The sequence below is a fragment of the Pseudoruegeria sp. HB172150 genome (genome assembly GCF_013184805.1).
GTDB lineage: Bacteria > Pseudomonadota > Alphaproteobacteria > Rhodobacterales > Rhodobacteraceae > Psychromarinibacter.
This window is the reverse complement of the sequence record NZ_JAATNG010000002.1, coordinates 36,420-54,157: the sequence shown is the minus strand read 5'-3', so window position 1 is coordinate 54,157 and position 17,738 is coordinate 36,420. Positions and strand designations below refer to the sequence as shown.

Genomic DNA, 17,738 nt, shown 5'->3' with positions numbered 1-17,738 from the left:
GCACGGGCAAATGCGAACACAATAAGATCCAAAGCTACCGCCATGGCTCTGAAACTCCGGAGTCAATAAAAGTCCAGGTCCAATCCTGCACGGCCGTCAGTGCATTTGTTCGCGTCGCAGATGGCCAAGCTTGTCGGGATTGCGGACGATGTAGACTGCGACGATCCGATCCGCCACGATCTCAAGCGCCGTAGTTTGCAACGTGTCGCCGGCCTCGACCGTCACGAATCCGGGCAACCCGTCAATCAAACCGTAGCTGACGAGCCTCGACATATCGTTCCGGAAGACACGCTTTAGCGCAGCATGAAGTTCCATGACGTCCGCATGGCCGACGACAGGTGCCATCGCGGCCGGCTTCTTGCCGCCGCCGTCGGAATAGAGGGTCACGTCATCGGCGAGCATGGCGCCCAGGCCAGTCACGTCTCCGCTGCGGGAAGCAGTGAAAAATGCTTCGGCGATTGCCATTCCCCACTCGCGCGGAACCGGAAAACGCGGCCGATCCGCCCGCACATGGCTGCGGGCGCGACTGGCAAGCTGGCGGCATGCGGCGGGATCACGGCCAATTGTTTCAGCCACTTCGTCAAATCCCACACCGAAGACATCGTGCAGCAGGAACGCCGCGCGCTCCAGCGGCGACAACCGTTCCAGCGCCAGCATCAATGGCAGGGTCACATCGTCAATCTCGTCGGGCTCCGGGTCGAAGACCGGTTCAGGCAGCCAAGGCCCGACATAGGTCTCATGCCGGTTACGTGCCGACTTGAGCAAATCGAGACACAGCCGGGTGACCACACGGCGCAGGAAAGCCTCCGGCTCCCGCACGGCCTGGCGGTCGGTACCGAGCCAGCGCAGGAAGGCATCCTGCACGATGTCTTCCGCCTCCGACACGGACCCAAGCATGCGATACGCAACCCGGACCAGCCGCGGACGGAGCGGATCGAAACTGTCCGCCACGTCCTGCGCCTGATCCTGCTGCATCACGCCGCCTCCGGCTGAGCGGATGTATCCTCGGGGATGCCCAGGCCGATATTCAGCCGGTTGAAGGAGTTGATGGCCCCTATCAACAGCGTGATTTTGAAGATTTCCGCTTCGCTGAAATGCTGTTCCAGTGCTGCAAACGCGGTCGCGGACACGCCTGATGTGGCGAGGCGTGTCAACTGCTCGGTCCAATCCAACACGGCACGCTCCCGATTGCTGTAAATCGTCGCCTCGCGCCACGCGTCGAGCAGATAGATACGTTCTTCGGTCTCACCGTTCTTTCGGGCATCGCGTGCGTGCATCTGGATGCAACGCGCACAGCCGTTGATTTGCGAAGCACGTAGCTTGATCATTTCGACAATCGTGGAATCAAGCCCTTCCTGCGCCCGCGTTCCATAGGCAATAAGCGGCTTCAGGTCGTCGAAATGTGTTTCAATCGCGTTCATTCGGGATGTCATCAGTCTCTCCGTTATCGAGTGTGCATGACAACAAGACGAGACGGCACCCGGCAAATGTGACATGAGCCAAGAGAAATTTTAGAAGATCATCGAGACGCTCGAAGAAAGACCAAATTAATCAATCTAATTGCAGTCAGGCGGAAAGGCCCTACGGGGACCTTTCCTTACTGCCGTCCACTATTCCGCCGCCAGCATCTCTGCACCAGCGCCGGATGTGCGCCGTGCAGAGCGGGAATCTTCCGCATCGTCGTAGGATAGCGGTCCGCAACGGAAAGCCTGTGTCAGCCACACTGTGTCGAGCGCCTTGCGGCAATGCTCGACATAGCGATTGCCGTTGAGCTTCAGATCAGCCAGCGCAAGCAGGCGGCGGTGAATCGGATAGTGGCGGTCGATATCCAATCCGCAATCGGTAAACACCTTCAGTGGCAACGCGCCCATCATTACGATCTGGTTCATGTAGGTCAGCGTCAGGAGCGCGGTGTGGTAGATACGGCGATTGCGCGTATGCAACGTTTCGCCGTCGAACTCGTAAAGTGGCAGGTCGCGCAGTTTGTCCCGGTAGAACAGATGCGTGAGGTAATAAGCCGATGCGCTGGACAGGAAGTGCACCATCGAACGCTGTGTGATCGACAGGATCGCACCGCCTTTCGACAGGTAGGGCCGATAGGGGTGCGGCTGGCGCAACAGGTATCCGGTGCAGGCAACGAACACCGCGCCCTCCGTCACCGGTTGACGCTCGCCGCTGCGCAGGATCATCTCGGGCCCGTCCGGACCGTCGACCACATCCTCGAGGTAATCGGAGACTACGCCGGACAAACCTTCGGCGATTGTTCTACCTTCCTGCCGCGACAGGACGCCGAACTCGTAGCCTTCGCCGGTTCCGTCAAGGCTGATGGTCTGCGTGCGGCGGAAGACGTCGAAGACCTGGTCTTCGTTGCGTCCGTCATACTGCAGAGCCTGATCACGGAAGCTCTTGGCGACCAGCATGCCGCCCCAGAAACGGCGCAGCCCTGAAGGGAAGAACAGGTCGCGGTCGGCAAACACCGTGCCCTTGCCGTCGATCAGCATTACTGACCGGTGCGGGTTGTCGGTGACTAGGGCATGAACGGTGTCCATCCCTGTCTTGCCACCCCCCACGACATAGACAGGCGCCTTCGGCCGCACGTCACGAAGGCGTTCCGGCGTGGTCGAAATCACACGCCTGCTGGTCAGCTCAAGCGGCCGCAGCGACGGAACGTTGTAGCCAATCGCATGGATGACGCGCTTGGCGGTGAAGCTGCGAACCCGCCCATTTCCATCGCGGCAGTCGACGCGAGCATTGCCGCCGACCGCTTCAACGGCGGAGGTGACGGTGTGGCCAAAATACTCTCGCAAGTCGAACCGTGGGCGGATCTGCTCCAAGCAGTAGGCAAGATGCGCCTGCACCTCCGCCCCGGTTGCGAGGTAGTCGGATGGCTTCGACCAGTCCCATTTAATGTCGCCCACTGTGAAAGAAGGATGCGGCTGATGCAGGCGGCAATGTTCGTAGATGCCGGTCCACATGCCGCCCGGCGCAGAATTGCGGTCGATGAGCACGACCTTGGCGGTCTTGTCGAGATACTGGCTGGCGACGAAAAGCGCGTTGAGCCCAGCGATCCCCGCGCCGATGACGACGAGATCGCAGGTTTCGGAAATGTCTTTATTCAATGGTCTGGTCCTGATCCGCTTCTAATAGGGCGCAGCGAATGAGGCGAGCGGTACCGCTGCCCATAATAAGAAGCGACCCGTCCGATGCTGCGCGATATGGCTGCGGTGTCAGACACATCCGTTGTGGCCAGCGTTGTAACGCGCGTTGAGGGCCAGCACGCAGAGCGTGGTTTTTCGCCGCGCTGCGGCGGTTGGACTAGCTGCTGACCCAGAAACCTTCGTGCACGACAGCGCTTTCTTCTGTCAGGAGTGGACCCACTACTTCCACTTGCCGCTGACCTGCGGCGAACACGGTACGGCAGGGCAAGTCCATCGTGAGGTTCTCGGGGTCGGGACCGATCAGGTCCTTCAGGGCCTTTTCGCTCATGCCGTGGACGACGCGCCCAACGCCGGCCCAGTAGACGGAACCGGCGCACATCGCGCAGGGCTCGGCGCTGGTGTACATGGTGCAGGTTGCGAGGAAATCGGCGTCGTATTTCAGTGACGCCTCGGTCATCAAGTTGCGCTCGGCATGGCCGGTGCGGTCGCCTTTCGTGCCACAGGTGTTCATCGCTTCCAGCAAGACTTCACCGTCGGGCCCTGCCAACAGAGCGCCGAATGGGTGGTCGCCGCGGGCGCGGGAGTCCGTGGCGAGCGCGATGGTGCGGCGGATCAGGGCGAGGTCGGTTTCGGGGGCGATTGGCATCGGTGTCTCCTAGCTGACAACGGCTGCACGTGAGCGTCATGGCTGGGCTAAGGCAACGTGTTGCGGTGGTCTCCGCGGGCGGAGTCGCAAAACTGTGCATGTCAATGCATACACCGCACCCTTGCGCCCAAAAAGCAAGCAGATGCCGCGCGGGGCGGCAGTTGTGAAAGGATAGTCCGTGACTCCAATGACGATTCCCCGGCGTGATGAGTGGCGAGTAGAAGCGGTGGGGCTACGGCTCTGACATTGCTCATCCGAACCGTATGTCCAGCACACCCGGAGAGAGGGGCGTTGCCAGCCAGCGAAGGATGAGTTGACGAATGCCTAGCCAGCGAACGCCCGACCCGCGCTTCTCGCCCATTTTTTTCTGTTATCGAAGAAAGGACGCGCCAATGCGAATGTTGGACGTGAAATCCGTCGCTTTTGCGGCTGCCGCGGTCGTTGCTGGCGGTGCCGCCCAGGCCCAGGACAAGGTGACCTATCAGCTTGACTGGCTGCCAGGCGGCGACAAGGCTCCGATCTATGTCTGCATCAATGAGGGCTTCTGTGCCGATGCGGGGCTGGAAGTGACGATCGAGCCCGGCCGCGGGTCGTCCGAGGCGATCACCAAGATCGCGACGGGGACGTCAGATATCGGGTCCGCCGGGATCGAGGCGCTGATGGCCGCCGTGGTGACCGAGGATGTGCCGGTGACCGCCGTGGCGTCGATCTTCAACACTGGCCCGCATGCGTTCTATACGACCGCCGACAAGGGCATCGCGTCGATCACCGACGTCAAGGGCAAGTCGGTCGCGACCTCTCCGTTCACTTCGTCCAACGTGTTTCTCCCGCTGGTGCTGGCCGAGAACGGCATGTCCGAGGCGGACATCACCCTGACCAAGGCCGATCCCGGCGCTCTTGGTCCGCTGCTGATGACCGGGCAGGCCGACGCGATCATCGCGTGGCTGACGGATGTGTCGCGCTATACAGGGCAGGCCGAGGAAGCCGGCAAGGAGATCGTGATCCTGCCCTGGGCCGATGCGGGGCTGGAGCTGTATTCGGCGGCACTGGTCGCATCCGACAGCTTCCTGAGCGAGCGGCCGGATGTGGTGAAGCGGTTCGTCGAGGCGTTCATGAAGTCGCTGCAATTCGCCTATGACAACCCGGATGCGGCCGCCGAGGCCGTTGCCGCGCAGGTGCCGGAACTGTCGGCGGAGGACGTGAAGGGCTCGTGGCTAGACGCGTCGAAACTGGCGTTCAACGAGGTCTCCGACCAGTTCGGCCTTGGCACCTTCGACGCCGACAGGCTGGCCAAGACCTGGGTTCGTGTCGCTGCAAGCCAGGGGATGGACGAGGCCGCGCTGGACCCCGAGACCATCATCGACCGCTCCTTCCTGCCGGAGATGTAGGGCCCGTGTCCCTTGTAAAGGACGCCATAACATTCGCCGGTGTCGGTCAGACCTTTCTGACCGACACCGGACCCTTGACCGCGCTGCGGGACGTGAATCTGACGCTGGCGCAGCATGAATTCGTCGCCGTACTGGGGCCATCGGGCTGCGGGAAGTCGACGCTACTGCGGCTGACGGCGGGGCTGATCAAACCAACGGATGGGCTGGTCACGGTCTACGGCACGCCGGTGACACGGCCGCGCGAGGATATCGGGATCGTGTTCCAGCAGGCGACGCTGCTACCCTGGGCCAATGTCGAGGACAACGTCGTCTTCCCGGCGAAGCATATGCGCGGGCGGGTTTCAGACAAGGATCGGGACCACGCGCGCGAGATCATTGCCACCGTGGGGCTCGAAGGGTTCGAGACGCGGCTGCCGGGCGAGCTGTCGGGCGGCATGCAGCAGCGGGTGGGCATCGCGCGGGCGCTCTTCCTGAACCCCGACATCCTGCTGATGGACGAGCCGTTCTCTGCCCTCGACGCGCTGACCCGAGACGCGATGGGGCTGGAACTGCTGCGGCTGTGGCAGGCGAGCCCGAAGACGGTGATGTTCATTACCCATTCGATCCCCGAGGCCGTGCTGCTGGCCGACCGCGTCATCGTGATGAGCGAGCGGCCCGGCCATGTCGTGGCCGACCTGCCGGTGCCCCTGGGTCGCCCGCGCGACGAGGATTCGCTGCGCACACCCGAGATGCAGGACTACGCCGCGCATCTGCGCGGTCTGCTGATCAAGAAGAAGGCTGCCTGATGTCCGCCGACGCCGATATCGCGCCTATCGAGGCCAAGGAAGACATGCCCGCCGTGCCGCTGATGGAGCGGCTGATCCGAATGCCGGTGGCCCTGCCGCTGATCACCTTCGCGGTGATCCTGATCGTCTGGGAGGTCTCGGTACGGGTCTTCGCGGTGCCGACCTATATCCTGCCGGCGCCGTCGCGGATCATCACCGGGTTCGACGCGGTGCCGGTTTCGCGCTGGCTGGAACATATCTGGGCAACCCTGCGCGTTGCGCTGATGGGCTATGCCGTGTCCATCGCGATCTCTTTGCCCATCGCGGTGGGGCTGGCCAAGTCGCGGTTCCTGTCGCGGGCGTTCTATCCGCTGCTGGTGGTGATCCAGTCGGTGCCGGTCGTGGCCGTCGCGCCGATCATCATCGTGGTCTTGGGCACCGACGATGCGCCTCGCGTGGTGATCACCTTCATGATCTCGTTTTTCCCGCTGGTCGTGTCGATGACCACCGGCCTGATGGCGACGCCGCCGGAGCTGATCGAGCTGTCGCGGTCGCTGCGCGCGCCACAGTTCCGCGAGATCTCTCAGATCCGACTGCCCTATGCGACGCCTTACATTTTCTCGGGTCTGAAGATTTCCATCACGCTGGCGGTGATCGGCGCGGTGGTGGCGGAGTTCGTCGCGGCCGACAAGGGGATCGGCTATTTCATCCAGTTCTCCACCTCAATGTTCAAGCTGCCGCAGGCCTGGGCGGGGCTGGTGCTGCTGATCGCGCTGTCGCTGATCCTGTTCCAGGCGGTAAACCTGGTGCAGAAGGTCTTCTTCCCGTGGTCGCTGCCGAAGGAACGCCGATGACCTCGTTCCTCATCACCAATGTCGAACATGGGCTGGTGGGGGACCGCAACGGCAGCCGGGTGTCTGGTGCGATCCGGGTTCGCGACGGGGTGATCGACGCGGTCGGCGCGCTGTTGCCGGAGCCGGGGGAGCGAATGGTGGATGCCGCGGGCTGCGTCGTGACGCCGGGGCTGGTGAACACGCACCACCACCTGTTCCAGTCGGTGCTGAAGGCGGTGCCAGAAGGTATGAACGCTTCGCTCAACGACTGGCTGATGAAGGTGCCGTTCACCTACTGGCCATTGCTCGACGAGGAGGCGCTGCGCGTCTCGGCCACCATCGGGATGGCCGAGCTGGCGCTGACCGGGGCGACGACGGTGGCGGACCACCATTACATCTACTCCGACCGCTACGATTACGACCCGGCGGCGGTGCTGTTCGAGGTGGCGAAACGGTTCGGCATGCGTTTCGTACTGGCGAGGGGCGGCGGGACGAAAGGGCGCGTTTTCGACGACCCGACATTGCCGCCGCCCCCGGTGGAGACGCTGGACGATTTCCTGACCGGGGTGGAGGCTGCGGCGTCGCGGTGGCACGACCCCTCGCCTTTCGCGATGACGCGGGTAGCCTGTGCGCCGACGACGCCCACATTCAACGTGGATCCCGGCGAACTTACCGAGATCGCACTGTCGGCGCGGGCGAAGGGGCTGCGCCTGCATTCGCACCTGTCGGAGAACTTCGCCTACGTTGATTTCACGCTGTCGAAATACGGGCAGCGGCCGATCCCGTGGCTGTCGCAGCACGGATGGCTGGGCGAGGACGTCTGGTTCGCGCATCTGGTGGAATGCGACGCGGCCGAGGTGGCGCGGATGGCCGAAACCGGCACGGCGATGGCGCATTGTCCGCAGGCGAATGCGCGGCTTGGCTCCGGAATCGCCCCGGCGGACTCGCTGCACGGGTTGGGCGGCACCGTGTCGCTGGCGGTGGATGGCGCCGGCGCCAACGAGGCGGCGGATATGGGCGCGGCACTCTACGCCGCCTTCTCGCTGCACCGCGCCGCGAAGGGCGCCGATGCCGTGACGGTGGAAACGGTGCTGAACTGGACGACCGAAGGCGGTGCGGCGGTGCTGGGTTACGACCGGATCGGGCAGCTGGCGCCCGGCATGGCGGCCGATATCGCGGTCTTCGACTTGTCTCACCCCCGCAACATGGGCCTGCACGATCCCGCGCTGGCCCCGATGATCACCGGCGCCGCAAGCCTGAAGCACAGCTTCGTCGGCGGACGCCAGATCGTGGAAGACGGCCGCATCCCGTGGCTGGACCTCGAAAACCTGGCCGAGGACGCGCGGCGCGTGACCCATGGCCTGATGGAAAAGCGAAAGGAGGCGGCGGCGCAGGTATCTGCCGTGGCGTGAAAATCCGGGGTTTCGGATCGCCGCGCGATCCGACCGTCTGGGGGCTTTGCCCCCCAGAACCCCAGGATATTCTCGGCCAGAAGAAGCAGGGGATCGCATTTCGTTGTCCCCGTTTCCACCAGGCAACTCAGGGTGCGCGCGGCCCGCAGAAGACGTCCCCCGGAGTAGAAGCTGTCAGCGCCGTGAGGGCGTCGGTCATTGCTCCCGCAACCACTTGATGGAGAACGGAAACATGAGCACTGAAAAAACCTACGGCCTCGCCGAGCTGAACAAGGAAACCAGGATCGGCGGCTATGGCGAAGAGGTCGAGCGGGACATCCCGCAGATCGACATGTCGGATTTCTGGAACCGGAAACCCGAGATCGCCGAGGAATTGTGGAAAGCCGCGACAGAGATCGGGTTCTTCCAACTCTTCAACCACGGCATCCCGCAGGAACTGGTGGATCAGGCCTTCGAGGCGTCGGCCGGGTTCTTCGAACTGCCCGAAGAAGTAAAGGCACAGTACCCGCTGAAGCCCGGCACCAATGCCGGCTGGGAATACAAGGCGCAGGTGCGCCCTTCGACCGGGACGGCGGACCAGAAGGAAAGCTACCAGATCACCCTGCCGCGAATGTCGAAGCTGTGGCCCACGGGCGCCGAACTGGAAGGGTTCAAGGCCACGATGCTGGCCTTCGAGCGGCATAACTGGGCGGTGGCGATGCGGGTCCTGTCCTGTTTCGCCGACAAGCTGGGGTTCGGGCCGGATTTCTTCACTGACGGGCACGATCCGCTGGTGCCCGAGTACCAGTCGACATTGCGGCTGATTCATTACCTGGGGATGGAGGATGCGAAACCGGAAGACTTCAAGTTCTGGCGCGCGGGGGCGCATACGGATTTCGACTGCCTGACGCTGTTGCACCAGAAGGCGGGTCAGGGCGGGCTGCAGCTTTGCCCCGGGAAGGACAGCCAGGGCCGCGCCATCGCCTGGACGGATGTGCCGCCGCTGCAGGGGGTGATCACCTGCAATATCGGCGACATGCTGATGCGGTGGTCCGACGACAAGCTGCTATCAAACCTGCACCGGGTGCGAATGCCGAAGCCGGACGAATACCTCGGCCCGCGCTATTCCATCGCCTATTTTGCCCAAGCCAACACCGACACCGTACTGGCCGGGCCCGAGGGCAAATACGAGCCGATGAAGGCACATGACTATATCCAGATGCGGCTCGGCGCGAACTTCGGGAAGAAATGATGGGCCTTCCCGTTATCGACATATCGGGGCTTTCGTCCCCCTCCCCCACGGCGCGGCGCGCCGTGGGGGAGGATTTGCGCGCGGCCTGCCTTGAGCACGGGTTCTTCTACTGTACCGGCCACGGCGTGCCATCAGGGCTGATCGAGGCGGTGATGGAACAGACGAAGGCGCTGTTCGACCTGCCGATGACCGCCAAGCTGGCGGTGGACAAGGTGAACTCTCCTTGCAACCGGGGATATGAGCATCTGGGCGGACAAACTCTGCAGCCCGGTGCAATGCCGGACCGCAAGGAAGGCTATTACATCGGCGACGAGTTGACCGCACTGGACCCGCGCGTGCAGGCGGGCAAGTTCAATCACGGGCCGAACCAGTGGCCGATGGGTCTGCCCGGCTTCCGGCCGACGATGATGGCCTATTACGCCGCCCTGACAGTGGTGTCGGCCACTTTGATGCGCGGCATGGCGCTGTCGCTGGACATCGACGAGGACTATTTCGCCGGCTTCACTACGCAGCCGATGGGAACTGTGCGGCTGCTGCACTATCCGCCGGCGCGCCCCGAAGTGCCCGACGAGATGGGCGCCGGCGCGCATACGGATTTCGGCGGGCTGACGATCCTGCTGCAGGACGACAATGGCGGGCTGCAGGTGAAGGACCCGCACGGCAAGGGCTGGATCGAGGCGCCTCCGGTGCCCGGCGCCTATGTCGTGAACCTCGGCGACATGATCTCCCGCTGGACCAACGACCGCTACGCGTCCACACTTCACCGCGTGATCAACAGGTCGGGGAAAGAGCGCTATTCAGTACCTTTCTTCTATACCGGAAACCCGGATACGGAGGTGTCCTGCATCCCGACCTGCCTCGGGGAGGGCGACATGCCGAAATATCCGACTGTAACCGTTCTGGACCACCTGCGCGCGATGTACGACCGCACCTATGCAGCAGCGTCCTGACAGGCTGATCCTGATCCACGGCGCCTGGGCAGGCGGATGGGTCTGGGACAAGCTGGTGCCTGAACTCGCGGTGCGAGGGCGAAAGGCCGTGGCGCTGGAACTGCCGGGCAACGGCCACCACCCGATCGCCCCGGAAAACGTTGCTGCGGAGGATTATCTGAAATGCCTCGACGACGCCATCGGTGACGGGCCGGTGGCTTTGGTCGGTCATTCCGGAGGCGGGATGCTGATGACGGCGGGCGCAGAGTACTTCGGCGACCGGGTGTCGCAAGGAATCTGGATCGCTGGGATGCTGCTGCCCGACGGCAAGAGCTTCGACGACATCCAGGAAACGGTCGCAGGGCCGGGGAAGCGATTCGGCGTGACACCGTATATCGTTCCGTCCGTGGATGGCCGCACCTCGACGGTGCCGCCCGACGCCGCGATCCGGTTCTTCTTCCAGGACCTGCCGCAGGGCGACGCCGAGACGGCAGCGGCGCGGCTGACACCCCAACCGGCGGCAGGGTACCGCATGACATCGCAGACTGGACTGGCTTTCACAGCGCTACCGAAGCTATACGTGCTGGCGCGACAGGACCGCTCGGTCATACCGGAAGCCCAGTGGCTCATGTGCGTCGGCGTGAAGAACCTGACCGTCAAGGAGGTCGACAGCGGGCATGTGCCGCAGATCTCACAGCCAAGCAGTCTGGCCGAGATGATCGACGGTTGGCTACCCTGACTCTCGGCCGGTTGGGAATACTTAAGCCGGAAGAGGAAAGAAGCTGGGGAACAACGCCCCCAGCCAGACGCGGTGTCGTCCCAACGCCTACCGGCTTCGGTCGACCGGTATCTCGACCGTGATGTCCCCGGCATGCTCGAATGTCAGCGTCACGGAGACCACCGCCCCCTCAGGCAGTTCTTTTCCGATGCCCATCAGCATGACGTGATCGCCGCCGCGTTCCATCGCATGCTCGCCCTCGGCAGGGATCGGAAAGCCTTCCTCCACATGGGTCATCTGCATGACGCCGTTGCCCATGTCCATGTGGGTGTGCAGTTCCACCTTAGCGGCGATGTCTGAGGTGGCGCCGATCAGGCGGTCATCCTCCTCACCGGTATTGTGGATGACCATGAAGGCGGCGCCGTTCGACGCGGTCGGGCCCGCCGTGCGCAGATACGCGTCTTCGATGGTGATTTCGGCCAGTGCGGGACCGGCGGCGAGCAATGCCACGCCGGCGAACAGTACGGATTTCAGGTTCATTTCAGGCTCCTGTGCAGTGGTTTGTGTGATCGGGAAGTGGTCACACAAACGGCGGTGCACGGGCCTGTTGGGAGACCGGCGGCCAGGATGGCTCGGAGCGCTTGATCTCGGGGCGATTTGTCTGCACCCGTACGGCCGTCGGAAGGGCGGTGACGGCCGACGGCGAGTCCACCCAGGACAGCATGGCGGCCAGATAGTCGGGGCAGACATGTTCCTGTTCAACCGGCTGCCCGTTCGCATCGACGGACACCGTCACCACGGTATTGCCGATGCAGATGACCGCTTGTCCCGCCGCCATGGTCTGGCCCCGTGCCAGAATCGCGGCGCCGCTTGTCACGGCAAGCACGAGCGCAAGGCAGATCGCCAGGATAGGGCGCAGCAGGGTCATCGCGCGCTTCTTCGCACGGGGCTCAGCCGACGGCAAGCGTGGCCGCATCGAACGTGACAAAACGAAACAGCCACGTCCAGGAGGGACAGGGCCATTCGCGAATCGGTCGGCGAGGTGATCAGGCGGTAGCTTGCGCCTTCGCGATCTCTTTCTTGATCTTCAGCGCGTTCGGCGACAGGTCGGCGTCCTTGGCTTTCGCCAGGAACGCATCGATCCCGCCACGGTGGTCCACCGTGCGCAGGGCCGAGGCCGAGATCCGCAGCTTGACCGGGCGGCCCAGCGTTTCGGACATCAGCGACACGTCGTTCAGGTTCGGCAGGAACCGGCGCTTGGTCTTGTTGTTCGCGTGGCTGACATTGTTGCCAACCATGGGGCCCTTACCGGTCAGTTCGCAGCGGCGCGACATGGGTTTCTTCCTCGAGCTTAATACGGACAGGCGCCGCAAAAGCAGCGCCTCGAATTCGGTTCGGGTGCTTTAAGGGCAATTGACCCTTGGCGTCAAGCGGATTGTCTCTCCGACGCCTCATCCGTTTCGGCGTCGGAGAGATGGCGAACCACGCCCTGCACCTTGATGCGCAGATCCTCAATTTCCTCGGCCGTCATGCCGAAGGCGCCGAACAGGGTTTCCGGCACATGCGCGGCCTTTTCTTTCAGCGCGCGGCCCGCGTCGGTCAGTTCCACCTGAACCCTGCGTTCGTCCCGCGGATCGCGGCTGCGGCGGACATGGCCTGCCGCCTCCATGCGTTTCAGAAGCGGCGTCAGCGTGCCGCTGTCGAGGTGCAACTTTTCACCCAACTCACCAACAGAGCGTGGGGCCCTTTCCCACAGGACCAGCATGACCAGGTATTGCGGATAGGTCAGGCCCAGCGGCGCAAGTACCTCTCGGTACTTGCGGGTCAATAAGTTCGACGCCGCATAGAGCGGGAAGCATATCTGACGGTCCAGCGTCAGCGGGTCGAACTTGTCCATCGCGTGTCACACAGCCTTGGTCACCAGTTCCACGTCTACGTTACCACGCGTCGCGTTGGAATATGGGCAGATCTTGTGGGCGGATTCGACGACGGCTTCTGCGGTCGCCTGATCTACGCCCTTGATCTCGGTTTCTAGCTTCACGGTCAGGCCGAATCCACCCGTGCCGTTCGGGCCAACGCCGACCTTGGCATTGACCGTCACATCATCGCCAGACAACTCTGCCTTGTGCTTTTTCGCGACGCCCATGATGGCACTGCCAAAGCAGGCTGCGTAGCCGCCGGCGAAGAGCTGTTCGGGATTGCTCGCGCCACCCTCGCCGCCCATCGCCTGCGGAAGGACGAGGTCCAGCGACAGAAAGCCGTCGCTGCTCTCGATATGGCCATTGCGACCGCCGGTGGCGGTAACCGTGGTTTCGTAGGTGCTCATGGGAGTCTCCGTGTGGGCTATTTAATGGTAAGCAGCTATATTGTACACAATATAAATATGCCAAAGCCCGCGACCGACATTTCACACCCTTGTGATGTTAAGTATCTTTAATAGCGTTGTCGCTTTAGCGGCTGAAGCGGTCCAGCAATTGCTGCGCAGCGGCAGGTACACTGGTATCACCGCGCGCCACCGACTCGCCGAGTTCGGTCATCAGCTTACGCGTATCGGGATCGGCGGCCAGCCGAGCCAAAAGACCCTGCCGCACCTCTTCCTCGAACCAATGGCGCGCCTGGGTACGGCGGCGGGCCTGCCAGTGGCCGCGCTCCTGCCGCCACGTGGCGAGGTCCCGCATCTCGACCCAGGCCCGTTCCATGCCGGCTCCGGTAAGGGCCGAGACCTTCAGCGCCTTGGGAAAGCCGGGCGGGTCCTGCGCCCGCTTGCGCAGCAGCCGCAGCGCACCGGCATAGTCGGCGCAGGTGCGGGTGGCTGCCGGTTCAAGGTCGCCATCGGCCTTGTTCACCAGAATCAGGTCTGCAATCTCCATGATCCCGCGCTTGACGCCCTGCAACTCGTCGCCGCCGGCAGGTGCCAGCAGCAGAACGAAGACGTCAACCATCTCGGCCACCATCGTCTCTGACTGGCCGACGCCAACGGTTTCGATCAACACCGCGTCATGGCCCGCCGCCTCGCAGAGCTGGATGACCTCTCGCGTGCGCCGTGCCACGCCGCCCAGCTGCGACTGTGCCGGGGACGGGCGGATAAAGGCATTGGGATCGCGGGACAGCTTTTCCATCCGGGTTTTGTCGCCCAGGATCGAGCCGCCGGAGCGGGCGGAGGACGGATCGACGGCGAGAACGGCGACCTTCTTGCCCTGCCCCGTCAGCATGCAGCCGAAAGCCTCGATAAAGGTCGACTTGCCGACGCCGGGCGTTCCCGACAGGCCGATGCGCAGCGCCTCGCGGTCGGTGGCCAGCGCCTCGAGCAGCTCGGCCGCGGCATCCCGATGATCGTCGCGGCGGCTTTCGACAAGAGTGATGGCCCGGGCCAGTGCACGCCTTTCTCCGGCCATGATGCGGCCGGAAAGATCCCTGATGTCGAGTTGTGCCATCCCGGCCCCGAATCTTGTACCCTGTCCTCAAACCCGACAGGCTGACGCCTGTCTTGCCTGCTAGAGCCCCGGATTGTCCAGACGATGACCCGCCTTATCCTGCCGCTGCTGCTGATCCTGTTGCAGATTGCCGCGCCAGCGCGCGCCGAGGAGACCGTGGCGGAGTTCACGATCGGACTGCGAGGGGTCACGATCGGCACGCTCCGGCTGAGTGGCCTGCGCAGCGAGGAAAGGTATTCCGCGAGCGCCGCGATCAACAGCGTCGGCGTGGCCGAGGGCATCCACCCGTTCAGCTATCGCGGTAAGGTCGAGGGGGAGCCTTTCAGGGACGGCTACATCCCCGGGCATTACGAGGAAAGCATCAATACCGGGCGGCGGCAGTCGTCGGCGGTGATTGAGTACTGGAGCGGGGTGCCGAAGGTTCTGAGTGTCCGGTCGCTGGCCGCGACTGCGGCCGACAGCCCGGTGCCGCACCTGCAGGGCGACGCGCTGGATCCGCTGACCGTGCTTTTCGACATGATGCGCGACCGGCAGGTCGGTCCAATCTGCAACCGCAGGCATTTCCTGTTTGACGGGGTACGGCGCAGCATGCTGCGGCTGGGGGCGCCGGCGGTGGAGGGCGATCTGGTCACCTGCTACGGCGAATACCGCCGCCTGAAGGGGTTCGCGGCGGATGAAATGGCGCGGCAGAGGTCGTTTTCGTTGGCGGCGGTTTACGAGCATGCTGCCGGGCGGCTACGGCTAGTGCGGGTCGATGTTGATTCCGTCTATGGCGTCGTGACCCTGCATCGTCGATAAAGTCGCGCGTGACGACATCCGAGCTACCCATCGAAGAGGCGCTGCCGCGCCTGCTGGACGCCCTGAAGGCGCAGGGGCGCGCCGTGCTGCAGGCGCCGCCGGGCGCAGGCAAGACGACGCGCGTACCGCTGGCGTTGCTGGAGGCGGGGCTGCCGGCCAAGGGCCGGATCGTGATGCTGGAGCCGCGGCGGCTGGCGGCGCGGGGCGCCGCGGTGCGGATGGCCGAGGTGCTGGGCGAAGAGACCGGGCAAACCGTAGGCTATCGCATGCGCGGCGATACGAAAGTGACAAAGGCGACCCGGATCGAAGTGGTGACCGAAGGGATCCTGACACGGATTCTGCAATCGGACCCGGAGCTGTCGGGCATCGGCGCGCTGATCTTCGACGAGTTTCACGAGCGGTCGCTGAACGCCGACGTGGGACTGGCCCTGGCGTGGGAGGTTCGCGCGGCCCTGCGCCCAGACCTGATCGTGCTGGCAATGTCGGCGACGTTGGACGCGGAACCGGTGGCACGAATGCTGGACGCACCGGTGATCACATCTGAGGGACGAAGCTATAAGGTGGACATCCGCTGGCTGGAACGGCCGGCGGCAAAAGACGCGCGGTTCGAGGCGTCGGTGGCCGGGCTGATCGAACAGGCTGCGGCGGAGACCGAAGGCGGGATACTGGCGTTCCTGCCGGGCGAGGGCGAGATCCAGCGCGTGGCCTCCGCCCTCGACGGGCGCTTGCCGGGCGTAACGATGCAGCCACTCTACGGCGCCCTGCCCTTTTCAGCCCAGCGCGCGGCGGTGGCACCACTGGCAAAGGGCCGGAAACTGGTGCTGGCAACCTCCATCGCCGAGACCGCGCTGACAATCCAGGACATCCGCGTCGTCGTCGACGGCGGCCGGTCGCGGCGCGCGCGGTTCGATCCAGGGCGCGGGATGACGCGGCTTGTGACCGAGAGAGTGACGCGGGCCGAGGCGACACAGCGCGCCGGCCGCGCCGGGCGGGTCGCGCCCGGGGTGTCCTACCGGTTGTGGACCAAGGGCGAGGAAGGCGGGCTGCTGCCCTTCCCGCCGCCGGAGATTTCCACGGCCGACCTCTGCGGTCTGGCGTTGGAGCTGGCACTCTGGGGCGTGCAGGGCGTCGACGACCTGGCCCTGTTGACCGCGCCGCCGCAGGGCGCGCTGGACGAGGCGCGGACACTTCTCGCCGCGCTCGGGGCAATGGATACATCGGGGCATATCACCGAGCATGGGCGCGCTCTTGCGGCACTGCCGCTGCATCCGCGGCTTGCACATATGTTGCTTTTTGCGGGATCCGGAGCAGTTGAACTCGCCTCTTTGTTGAACGATCGCGATCCTTTGCGCGGCGAGGGTGTGGATTTGCTGCTGCGGCTGGCGGCACTGAAACGCCCGAAGGGAAAGCCAGCGCTGGAGCGGATCGCGGCGGAGGCGAAGCGTCTGCGCCGCCTCGCCAACGACACCCCGGACAAGGGACTGTCCCCGTCCGTACAGGCCGCGCTCGCCTATCCCGACCGGATCGGGCTGCGCCGCCCGGGTGACGCGCCGCGCTGGGTGCTCTCCTGCGGCACCGGGGCCGAGATGGACCCCGGCGACGCGCTGGCGGGCAGCCGGCTGATCGTCGCGATAGACCTGTCGGGCGGGGGGCGAGAGGCAAAGATCCGGCAGGCGGTGGCACTGACCGAGGCGGAATTGCGCGGGCTCTATGCCGACCGGATCGAATGGCACGACATCTGCCGCTGGTCGAAGCGACACCGCCGGGTCGAGACCCGTCGCCAGGAACGCTTCGGCGCGCTGGTCCTCGACGACCGGATTTGGAAAAACCCGCCCGCATCGGCCTACGCGACAGCCCTGCTCGATGCCGTGCGGGATCTCGGACTGCCATGGAATGACCGGGCGCGCCGGCTGCAGGCGCGGATCGAACTGCTGCGAAGCCAGGGCATGGACCTGCCCGACTGTTCGGGCGACGGGCTGACGGCGGCGCTGGACGACTGGCTGCTGCCGCACCTTGCGGGGCGGAAGTCGCTGGAAGGTCTGGATATATCCGATGCGTTGAAAGCCAGGCTCGACTGGTCGCAGCAGCAGGAGCTGGACCGGCTGGCTCCGCCGGATTTCGAAACGCCACTCGGGCGGAAGTTGCCGATCGACTACGGCGGCGGCACGCCGGAGATCGCGGTGCGGCTACAGGAGATGTTCGGAGTAAGGGAGCACCCCGTCATCGGACCGCAATGGCTGCCGCTGAAGATCACCCTCCTGTCGCCCGCGCGGCGTCCGGTGCAGGTGACGACGGATCTGCCGGGATTCTGGGCCACCTCCTATGCCGACGTGCGCAAGGACATGCGCGGCCAGTATCCAAAGCATCCCTGGCCCGAAGACCCGACACAGGCCGACCCGACCCTGCGCGCGAAGCCGCGCGGCTGAA

At 64.3% G+C, this 17,738-nt stretch carries 19 protein-coding genes; 9 read left to right on the top strand and 10 right to left on the bottom strand.

Going from position 1 to position 17,738, the window contains the following annotated elements:
* Positions 1 to 96 precede the first annotated feature (96 nt).
* The 4 genes from HCO70_RS11965 to HCO70_RS11950 all read right to left on the bottom strand — a co-directional run bounded on the left by HCO70_RS11965 (position 97) and on the right by HCO70_RS11950 (position 3,804).
* Positions 97 to 975 carry a sigma-70 family RNA polymerase sigma factor gene (locus HCO70_RS11965; protein WP_172296415.1) on the bottom strand — a complete coding sequence of 293 codons (879 nt, stop codon included), beginning with the start codon at positions 973 to 975 and terminating at the stop codon, positions 97 to 99.
* On the bottom strand, positions 975 to 1,421 hold the full coding sequence (locus HCO70_RS11960; protein WP_216665414.1) for a carboxymuconolactone decarboxylase family protein: 447 nt from the start codon (positions 1,419 to 1,421) through the stop codon (positions 975 to 977). The genes HCO70_RS11965 and HCO70_RS11960 overlap by 1 nt, the downstream gene beginning before the upstream one ends.
* Before the next feature lie 189 nt (positions 1,422 to 1,610).
* Positions 1,611 to 3,119: an FAD-dependent oxidoreductase gene (locus tag HCO70_RS11955; RefSeq protein ID WP_172296411.1), complete on the bottom strand. Its 1,509-nt coding sequence runs from the start codon at positions 3,117 to 3,119 to the stop codon at positions 1,611 to 1,613.
* 196 nt (positions 3,120 to 3,315) lie between these two features.
* Positions 3,316 to 3,804, bottom strand: coding sequence for a nucleoside deaminase (locus HCO70_RS11950; RefSeq protein ID WP_172296409.1), 489 nt, complete (start codon positions 3,802 to 3,804; stop codon positions 3,316 to 3,318).
* 392 nt (positions 3,805 to 4,196) lie between these two features.
* Here HCO70_RS11950 and HCO70_RS11945 point away from each other — a divergent pair, with 392 nt between their 5' ends.
* The 7 genes from HCO70_RS11945 (at position 4,197) to HCO70_RS11915 (ending at position 11,100) form a co-directional block, all read left to right on the top strand.
* A complete protein-coding gene (locus HCO70_RS11945; protein ID WP_253913257.1) occupies positions 4,197 to 5,192 on the top strand; it encodes an ABC transporter substrate-binding protein in 996 nt (331 codons plus the stop codon).
* A gap of 5 nt (positions 5,193 to 5,197) precedes the next feature.
* Positions 5,198 to 5,977, top strand: a complete 780-nt coding sequence (locus tag HCO70_RS11940) for an ATP-binding cassette domain-containing protein (RefSeq protein WP_172296407.1) — start codon at positions 5,198 to 5,200, stop codon at positions 5,975 to 5,977.
* Positions 5,977 to 6,810, top strand: a complete 834-nt coding sequence (locus HCO70_RS11935; protein WP_172296405.1) for an ABC transporter permease — start codon at positions 5,977 to 5,979, stop codon at positions 6,808 to 6,810. Before HCO70_RS11940 ends, HCO70_RS11935 begins: the two co-directional genes overlap by 1 nt.
* Positions 6,807 to 8,201, top strand: coding sequence for an amidohydrolase family protein (locus tag HCO70_RS11930; protein ID WP_172296403.1), 1,395 nt, complete (start codon positions 6,807 to 6,809; stop codon positions 8,199 to 8,201). The genes HCO70_RS11935 and HCO70_RS11930 overlap by 4 nt, the downstream gene beginning before the upstream one ends.
* A gap of 232 nt (positions 8,202 to 8,433) precedes the next feature.
* Positions 8,434 to 9,432: an isopenicillin N synthase family oxygenase gene (locus tag HCO70_RS11925; protein ID WP_172296401.1), complete on the top strand. Its 999-nt coding sequence runs from the start codon at positions 8,434 to 8,436 to the stop codon at positions 9,430 to 9,432.
* Positions 9,432 to 10,382 carry an isopenicillin N synthase family oxygenase gene (locus HCO70_RS11920; protein WP_216665412.1) on the top strand — a complete coding sequence of 317 codons (951 nt, stop codon included), beginning with the start codon at positions 9,432 to 9,434 and terminating at the stop codon, positions 10,380 to 10,382. Before HCO70_RS11925 ends, HCO70_RS11920 begins: the two co-directional genes overlap by 1 nt.
* A complete protein-coding gene (locus tag HCO70_RS11915) occupies positions 10,366 to 11,100 on the top strand; it encodes an alpha/beta fold hydrolase (protein WP_172296397.1) in 735 nt (244 codons plus the stop codon). The genes HCO70_RS11920 and HCO70_RS11915 overlap by 17 nt, the downstream gene beginning before the upstream one ends.
* Positions 11,101 to 11,187: 87 nt before the next feature.
* On the opposite strand, the gene HCO70_RS11910 is transcribed toward HCO70_RS11915, so the two are convergent.
* From HCO70_RS11910 to meaB, 6 genes are all read right to left on the bottom strand, one after another.
* Positions 11,188 to 11,619: a copper chaperone PCu(A)C gene (locus tag HCO70_RS11910; RefSeq protein WP_172296395.1), complete on the bottom strand. Its 432-nt coding sequence runs from the start codon at positions 11,617 to 11,619 to the stop codon at positions 11,188 to 11,190.
* Between the two features lie 40 nt (positions 11,620 to 11,659).
* Complete coding sequence (locus tag HCO70_RS11905) at positions 11,660 to 12,007, bottom strand: hypothetical protein (RefSeq protein ID WP_172296393.1); 348 nt, start codon at positions 12,005 to 12,007, stop codon at positions 11,660 to 11,662.
* A 118-nt stretch (positions 12,008 to 12,125) separates the two neighbouring features.
* Positions 12,126 to 12,413 carry a 50S ribosomal protein L28 gene (gene rpmB / locus HCO70_RS11900; RefSeq protein ID WP_172296391.1) on the bottom strand — a complete coding sequence of 96 codons (288 nt, stop codon included), beginning with the start codon at positions 12,411 to 12,413 and terminating at the stop codon, positions 12,126 to 12,128.
* Positions 12,414 to 12,505: 92 nt separating this feature from the next.
* The gene (locus HCO70_RS11895; protein ID WP_172296389.1) at positions 12,506 to 12,976 is read right to left on the bottom strand and encodes a MarR family winged helix-turn-helix transcriptional regulator; all 471 of its coding nucleotides are present in this window, start codon (positions 12,974 to 12,976) and stop codon (positions 12,506 to 12,508) included.
* A gap of 6 nt (positions 12,977 to 12,982) precedes the next feature.
* Positions 12,983 to 13,405 carry an organic hydroperoxide resistance protein gene (locus HCO70_RS11890; protein ID WP_172296387.1) on the bottom strand — a complete coding sequence of 141 codons (423 nt, stop codon included), beginning with the start codon at positions 13,403 to 13,405 and terminating at the stop codon, positions 12,983 to 12,985.
* Positions 13,406 to 13,529: 124 nt separating this feature from the next.
* Positions 13,530 to 14,513, bottom strand: coding sequence for a methylmalonyl Co-A mutase-associated GTPase MeaB (gene meaB, locus HCO70_RS11885; protein WP_172296385.1), 984 nt, complete (start codon positions 14,511 to 14,513; stop codon positions 13,530 to 13,532).
* An 84-nt stretch (positions 14,514 to 14,597) separates the two neighbouring features.
* Between meaB and HCO70_RS11880 the strand changes: the two genes are divergently transcribed.
* Positions 14,598 to 15,311 carry a DUF3108 domain-containing protein gene (locus tag HCO70_RS11880; protein WP_172296383.1) on the top strand — a complete coding sequence of 238 codons (714 nt, stop codon included), beginning with the start codon at positions 14,598 to 14,600 and terminating at the stop codon, positions 15,309 to 15,311.
* A gap of 8 nt (positions 15,312 to 15,319) precedes the next feature.
* On the top strand, positions 15,320 to 17,737 hold the full coding sequence (gene hrpB / locus HCO70_RS11875) for an ATP-dependent helicase HrpB (RefSeq protein ID WP_172296381.1): 2,418 nt from the start codon (positions 15,320 to 15,322) through the stop codon (positions 17,735 to 17,737).
* The last annotated feature ends 1 nt before the right edge of the window (position 17,738 follow it).